Genomic DNA, 6289 nt, shown 5'->3' on the forward strand with positions numbered 1-6289 from the left:
CTTTGACAATTCGGCTTGCAACAGCCCTTGCGCTAAGCCCTCGGCTTGATCGAATACAACCCCGCCAGCAGGATCAGCAGCGCACCAGAGATCGTCCAGGCGGTCGGCGACTCGCCGAAGGCGATGAGGCCGATCAGCGTGGCGAAAGCCAGCAGCGAGTAGTTGAACGGCTGCAGCGTCGAGGCCTGGGCGTACTTCAGCGCCTGGATCAGCAGCAACTGGGCGAGCACCCCGGTGACCGAGAGGATCGCCAGCAGCGCCGCCTCGTGGGGCGTCGGCGTGACCCACGCCGGGAGGCCGACGCAGGTGACCGCCACGGCGCCGACCAGTGCCATGTACAGCGTGGTGGTGGCGAAGGAATCGGTCTGGCTGATGCGCCGCGAGAGGATGTTGAAGAAGGCGAAGATCAGCGCCGCCGCCAGCGGGATCAGCGCCGCGGGCTCGAACACACCCACGCCGGGACGCAGGATCAGCAGCGTGCCGCCGAAACCCACCGCCGCCGCCAGCCATTGCCGAGCCACCAGTCGCTCGCCGAGGAACACCCGCGCCAAACCCAGCGCCATCAGCGGGAAAACCGCATAGAGCGCGTGGGTCTCGGCCAGCCCGAGGTAGCGCAGGGCAATGCCGAAAAGGGCGATCTCACCCACGCCCAACAGCGCGCGGACTACCTGTAACCAGGGATTGGCGCTGCGGCTGGCCGCGCGCAGGCCACCCTGGGAGCGGCAGACCATGAGCGCGAACAGCACGAACACCCAGTAGCGCACCATCACCAGCTCGCTCACCGGCAGGTGGCGCACCAGCACCTTGGTGAGGCCATCCTGGCAGGCAAAGATGAACATCGACAGCAGGCACAGGGCGATGCCCAGGCGCGGGTTGCTGGCAGCGGCCAAGTCGGCGGCCGTGGTCTTGCTGGTCATGAAGAAAGGCTCTTGGACGATGGCAGCCTCGCGACGGGCGCCTCCAGCGCTTGTGCCGGAGCGATCGGGGGGCGGTCAACCCACGCGGCGCTGGCAAGCACGCCGATGTCGCCCGCGAGTCGCCGGCACTTCAATCCGGCGCGGCTTCCCTCTACAGTCTGGCGACCCGCTCAAGGCGACTACGGTGATCCATGGACAGGTTTCAGGAAATGACAGTGCTGCTGGCCGTGGCCGAAGCCGGCAGCTTTGCCGCGGGTGCGAAGCAGCTGGGCCTGTCGCCGCCCAGCGTGACCCGCGCCATCGCCGCGCTGGAGCAGCGCCTGGGCACCCTGCTGCTGGCCCGCAGTACGCGCAGCGTGCGCCTGACCGAAGCCGGGCAGCGCTACGTCGAGGACTGCCGGCGCATCCTGCAGGAGCTGGAAGAAGCCGAGGAGCTGGCCTCCGGCAGCGCCCTGCGGCCGCGCGGCAACCTGACGGTGACCGCCCCCGTGCTGTTCGGCGAGCTGTACCTGATCCCGCTGATCGCCAGCTACCTGGAGGCCCACGCCGAGGTGACGGTCAATGCGCTGCTGGTCGACCGCGTGGTGAACCTGCTCGACGAGGGCATCGACGTCGCCGTGCGCATCGGCCAATTGCCCGAGGGCAGCCTGACCGCGCTGAAGGTCGGTGAAATCCGCCCGGTGGTCTGCGCCTCCCCCGCCTTCCTCGACCGCCACGGCCGCCCGCAACAGCCCAACGACCTGCTCGACGCACCGGTGGTGATGGCCGCTACCAGCGTGCTGCTCACCGACTGGCAATTCGTCACCGCGGACGGACCGCTGACCCTGCGCCCGCCGTCGCGCTTTGTGGTCAGCTCGAACAACGCGGCGATCCACGCGGCGCGGCTGGGTTGGGGCTATACCCGCGTGCTGTCGTACCAGGCCGCCGAGGCCGTGGCGCGTGGCGAGCTGGAGATCGTCCTCGAGGAGTTCGCCACGGCGCCGCTGCCGATCCACCTGCTCTACCAGGACAGCGCGCGGCTGCCGGCGAAGGTACGCAGCTTCGTCACGCATTGCGCGGAACGCCTGCGCGCCGACCCGGCTCTGCAAGCCTCGCAGCCGTGAGCCGCTACCGGGAAATGCAGGCGTTCGACGCCGTGGCGCGCTCCGGCAGCCTTGCCGCGGGCGCACGGCGGCTGGAGCTGTCCACCGCGACGGTGATGCGTCTGGTAGCCGCGCTGGAGGCCCGCCTGCACTGCGAGCTGCTGCTGCGCGGCCCGCGCGGCATCGAATTGAGCGCCAGCGGCGCAGCCTTCGCCGCCAGTTGCCGGCAGATTCTCCAGGGCATCGATGAGGCGGAAGGCTCGCTCGGCGGCTTGCAGGCGCACCCGGCCGGGCAGCTGAACCTGACGCTGCCGCTACTGATGGCCGACCGCCTCTTCGCGCCCATCGCCCTGGATTACCTGGCGGCCTTTCCCGACGTGCGCCTGGTCAGCCGCCACCGCGAGGATCTGCCGCGTCTGCTGGAGGACGGCATCGATGTGGCCCTGGTGATAGGCGCCCTGCCCGACTCCTCCGGCTTCGCCCTGCCGGTGGGCACGGTGCGGCCAGTAATCTGCGCATCCCCCGACTACCTCGCGCGCCAGGGCGTGCCGCAGGCGCCGGAAGACCTCAAGGCGCATAGCATCATCGTCTCCGGCAGTCAGGGGGCGATCAGCGAATGGCGCTTCCGCCACCAAGGCGCGCTGCGTTCGGTGCGCCTGTCGCCGCGTCTGATGTGCAGCACCACCCAGGCGGCCATCCGCGCCGCCAGCCTGGGACTCGGGCTGACCCGCTGCATGAGCCACGAGGCGCATGCCGAGATGAGCAGTGGGCGTCTGCAGGTCGTGTTGCAGGACTACGCGGCGCCAGGGCTGCCGGTGCAACTGATCTACCGCGAAGGCCGCCGCGCGGCGGCGCGGGTGCGTACCTTCCTCGATTTCGTGGTGCCACGCTTGCGCGCGCATCCGGCGTTGCGCGGGTAACTCGCGGCGTTCTGGGCGGTTCGCGAGCAAGCTCGCTCCTACAGTCCAGCTCCGGGGTTTCCTTGTAGGAGCGAGCTTGCTCGCGAACATCGCCGTTGCGGTCTATCCGCAGCCGCCGACCGATTCTTCCGCATTCTGAAACGCTGGATTGCCCGCCCTGGTGATTCTGCGCGCCGGCCAGCGGGCGCAGCATTCACCCATCAGCACGAGCAACCCGTCACGGACCGACTCGCGCTGCCCACCCAATCAAGCCAACGGAGTCACCGCCATGTCGCACACCATCAGGCTCTACCGCCACCCGCTGTCCGGCCACGCCCATCGCGTCGAGCTGATGCTCTCGCTGCTGCAACTACCCACCGAACTGATCTCGGTGGACCTCGCCAAGGGCGCACACAAGCACCCGGACTTCCTCGCGCTGAACCCCTTTGGCCAGGTGCCGGTGATCGATGACGAAGGCGTCATCGTCAGCGACTCCAACGCCATCCTGGTCTACCTGGCGAAGCAGTACGGCAACGGCCGCTGGCTGCCGGAAGACCCGCAGGGCGCCGCCCGCGTGCAGCGCTGGCTGTCGGTGGCCGCAGGGCAGGTTGCCTACGGCCCCGCCGCCGCGCGGCTGATCACCGTGTTCGGCGCCGCCTTCAACCCCGGAGAAGTCGTCACCCGCGCCCACACCCTGTTCCAAGTGATGGAACGCGAACTGGCCAAGACACCCTTCCTGGCCGGCAGCGAAGCGACCATCGCCGACGTGTCCAACTACTCCTACATTTCCCATGCGCCGGAGGGCAACGTCTCCCTGCAGGACTACCCGAACCTGCGCGCCTGGCTGGCCCGCGTGGAGGCCCTGCCGCACTTCGTGCCGATGCAGCGCACCGCCATCGGCCTGCAAGCCTGATACAACCGTCGCTGCCGGGGTGACCCGGGAGCCATTTCGTCGCGAGGTGCCCGCCATGTTCCAGTTGCCCAAACACCGTACCTCCCCCTGGCATGCCGGCGAGAAGGCGATCCAGGAGCGCGTCGGCGTCGCCGAGCGCATGGAAGTCCACGGCCAGAAAGTCATCCGCGACTACATGCCCGACCAGCACCGCGAGTTCTACCACCAGCTGCCCTTCATCATCGCCGGCGCCGTGGATGACCAGGGCCGGCCCTGGGCGACCCTGCTAGAAGGCGCGGAAGGCTTCGTTACCTCGCCCGACCCGCAAAGCCTGCTGCTCGACAGCGTGCCCGACAGCCAGGACCCCGCCGCCAGCGGCCTGCAAGCCGGCCGGCCGATCGGCCTGCTGGGCATCGAGCTGCACACCCGCCGGCGCAACCGCATGAACGGCGTCCTCCGCGAAGTGGACGGCGGCCTGCTGACGGTGGCCGTCGAGCAGTCCTTCGGCAACTGCCCGCAGTACATCCAGAAGCGCGAGTGGAGCCGCGACGAGCAGCGTTACAGCCAGCGCGCCCCGCGCGAGGACTTCGGCGCGCTGAACGGGGAGCTGGCGACGATCATCCGCAATGCCGATACCTTCTTCGTCGCCAGCTACGTGCAGCACGAGGACGGCGACCGCTCGGTGGACGTCTCCCATCGCGGCGGCCGCCCCGGCTTCGTCCGGGTCACCGGCAACCGCCTGACCATCCCCGACTACGCCGGCAACCTGCACTTCAACACCCTCGGCAACCTGCAGGCCAACCCGCAGGCCGGGCTGCTCTTCGTCGACTTCGAGAGCGGCGACCTGCTGCAGGTCCACGGCCGCACCGACATCCTCTTCGACAGCCCGCTGCTGGCCGCCTTCGAAGGCGCCGAACGCCTGTGGACCCTGGACGTACAGCAGGTGGTGCTGCGCCGCAACGCCCTGGCGCTGCGCTGGAACTTCCGCGAGTACTCGCCCACCAGCCTGATGACCGGCACCTGGGCCGAGGCCGACGCCAAGCTGCACGAGCGCGAGCAACGCCAGCAGTGGCAGGACTGGCAGGTACTGCGCGTCGAGCCGGAAAGTGAGGACATCCGCTCGTTCTACCTGCAACCGCCAGCCGGCACCGCCGTGAGCTTCACTCCGGGCCAGCACTTGCCGGTGCGCCTGACGGCCGGCGAACAGGCGCTGATCCGCACCTACAGCCTTTCCAGCGCGCCGTCGGACGGAGAACTGCGCATCAGCGTGAAGGCCCAGGGCCCGGCATCCCGGCACCTGCATGAACAGATTGCTGTGGGCGATCACCTGCAGGTCCGCGCGCCCATGGGCAGCTTCACCCTGAAGGCCGACAGCGCGCGCCCGGTGGTGTTGATCGGCGCGGGCGTGGGCATTACCCCGCTGCTATCGATGCTGCGCGAACTGTCGACGGACACGGCGCGGCGCGTGCATCTGTTCCAGTCCGCGCGGACGCTGGGCCAGTTACCGTTCCAGCGCGAGATCGCCGAGTTGCGCCAGCGCGCGCCGCAACTGCAGGTCCACCGCGCGCTCAGCCGCCCCGAGGAAAGCGCAGAACTGGGCTGCGACTTCGAACAGGTCGGCCGTCTGGATATCGAGGCGATCAAGGCGCGGCTGCCGCTGGACGATTACGACTTCTACGTCTGCGGCCCCGGCGAGTTCACCCAGGCGATCTACGACGGCCTGCGCGGGTTGAACATCGCCGACACGCGCATCCACGCCGAAACCTTCGGCCCCTCGACGCTCAAGCGCCGGGGTGACGGCCAGACACCGACGCTGGTGCAGCCGCCTGCGGCCACCGAACCGGTGCCGGTTTACTTCGCCGGCTCGGCCAAGGAGGCCCGCTGGAAGCCCGAGAGCGGCAGCCTGCTGGAACTGGCCGAGGCCCGAGGTCTTGCGCCCGACTTCAGCTGCCGCGGCGGCTCCTGCGGCACCTGCAAAACGAAGGTCGTCAGCGGCCAGGTGCATTACCCCAACCCGCCGGCGGAACTGCCCGAAGCCGGCAGCGTACTGATCTGCTGCGCCATCCCGGCGCAGGACGACAGCGGCGTGCAACCGCTGGTGCTGGACCTCTAGGGAGGCGAATCGATCATGAACGCACTGACTGCATTCGAGAGCGGGAGCGAACGCTTCCCGCGTTGGGACGAGGAAGTCGTCGAAGCGGCCACGCCGGGATTCTGCGGGCCGAACGAGGCGGAAGTGGGCTTCCTGCTGCCGCAGTTGATCTCGACGCCGGGCTGCCCGTCGCGCTCGCGCACCGTGGCGATTAGCGCGGCGCTGATGCGCTGGTTCAGGCGCACCTAAACAACCACACCGAAGCACAAGGGAACGCCAGCGTAGGATGGGTGGAGCGCAGCGATACCCATCGATCCGTGCCTGCGATACAGCATGGGTATCGCAGGTGTTCTGCCGGGAGACATAGGTAACGGTTGTCGGGGGACATGGGTAACGGTTTCCTATCA

Annotated in this window: 6 protein-coding genes; 5 read left to right on the plus strand and 1 reads right to left on the minus strand. The window is 68.7% G+C overall.

The features are described from left to right. Positions 1-32: 32 nt before the first annotated feature. Entirely contained in the window at positions 33-917 is an 885-nt protein-coding gene (locus CTR55_RS19205) for a DMT family transporter (RefSeq protein WP_296288459.1), read from the minus strand. A gap of 191 nt (positions 918-1108) precedes the next feature. Here CTR55_RS19205 and CTR55_RS19210 point away from each other — a divergent pair, with 191 nt between their 5' ends. From CTR55_RS19210 to CTR55_RS19230, 5 genes are all read left to right on the plus strand, one after another. Beyond that, positions 1109-2020: a LysR family transcriptional regulator gene (locus CTR55_RS19210; protein WP_296288461.1), complete on the plus strand. Its 912-nt coding sequence runs from the start codon at positions 1109-1111 to the stop codon at positions 2018-2020. Then, complete coding sequence (locus CTR55_RS19215) at positions 2017-2919, plus strand: LysR family transcriptional regulator (RefSeq protein WP_296288462.1); 903 nt, start codon at positions 2017-2019, stop codon at positions 2917-2919. Before CTR55_RS19210 ends, CTR55_RS19215 begins: the two co-directional genes overlap by 4 nt. Before the next feature lie 268 nt (positions 2920-3187). Then, complete coding sequence (locus tag CTR55_RS19220) at positions 3188-3811, plus strand: glutathione S-transferase (protein ID WP_296288463.1); 624 nt, start codon at positions 3188-3190, stop codon at positions 3809-3811. A 55-nt stretch (positions 3812-3866) separates the two neighbouring features. Continuing rightward, positions 3867-5903 (plus strand): pyridoxamine 5'-phosphate oxidase family protein, encoded by a 2037-nt coding sequence (locus CTR55_RS19225; protein ID WP_296288465.1) that lies wholly within the window; start codon positions 3867-3869, stop codon positions 5901-5903. 15 nt (positions 5904-5918) lie between these two features. Next, the gene (locus CTR55_RS19230) at positions 5919-6131 is read left to right on the plus strand and encodes a hypothetical protein (RefSeq protein WP_296288466.1); all 213 of its coding nucleotides are present in this window, start codon (positions 5919-5921) and stop codon (positions 6129-6131) included. The last annotated feature ends 158 nt before the right edge of the window (positions 6132-6289 follow it).

The sequence above is a fragment of the Pseudomonas sp. genome (genome assembly GCF_002796985.1).
Lineage (GTDB): Bacteria > Pseudomonadota > Gammaproteobacteria > Pseudomonadales > Pseudomonadaceae > Pseudomonas.

Bases quoted from the DNA above. Each gene is read 5' to 3' on its own strand.
- CTR55_RS19205 (WP_296288459.1), bottom strand. From the start codon at position 917: ATGACCAGCAAGACCACGGCCGCCGACTTGGCCGCTGCCAGCAACCCG.
- CTR55_RS19230 (WP_296288466.1), top strand. From the start codon at position 5,919: ATGAACGCACTGACTGCATTCGAGAGCGGGAGCGAACGCTTCCCGCGT.
- CTR55_RS19220 (WP_296288463.1), top strand. From the start codon at position 3,188: ATGTCGCACACCATCAGGCTCTACCGCCACCCGCTGTCCGGCCACGCC.
- CTR55_RS19225 (WP_296288465.1), top strand. From the start codon at position 3,867: ATGTTCCAGTTGCCCAAACACCGTACCTCCCCCTGGCATGCCGGCGAG.
- CTR55_RS19210 (WP_296288461.1), top strand. From the start codon at position 1,109: ATGGACAGGTTTCAGGAAATGACAGTGCTGCTGGCCGTGGCCGAAGCC.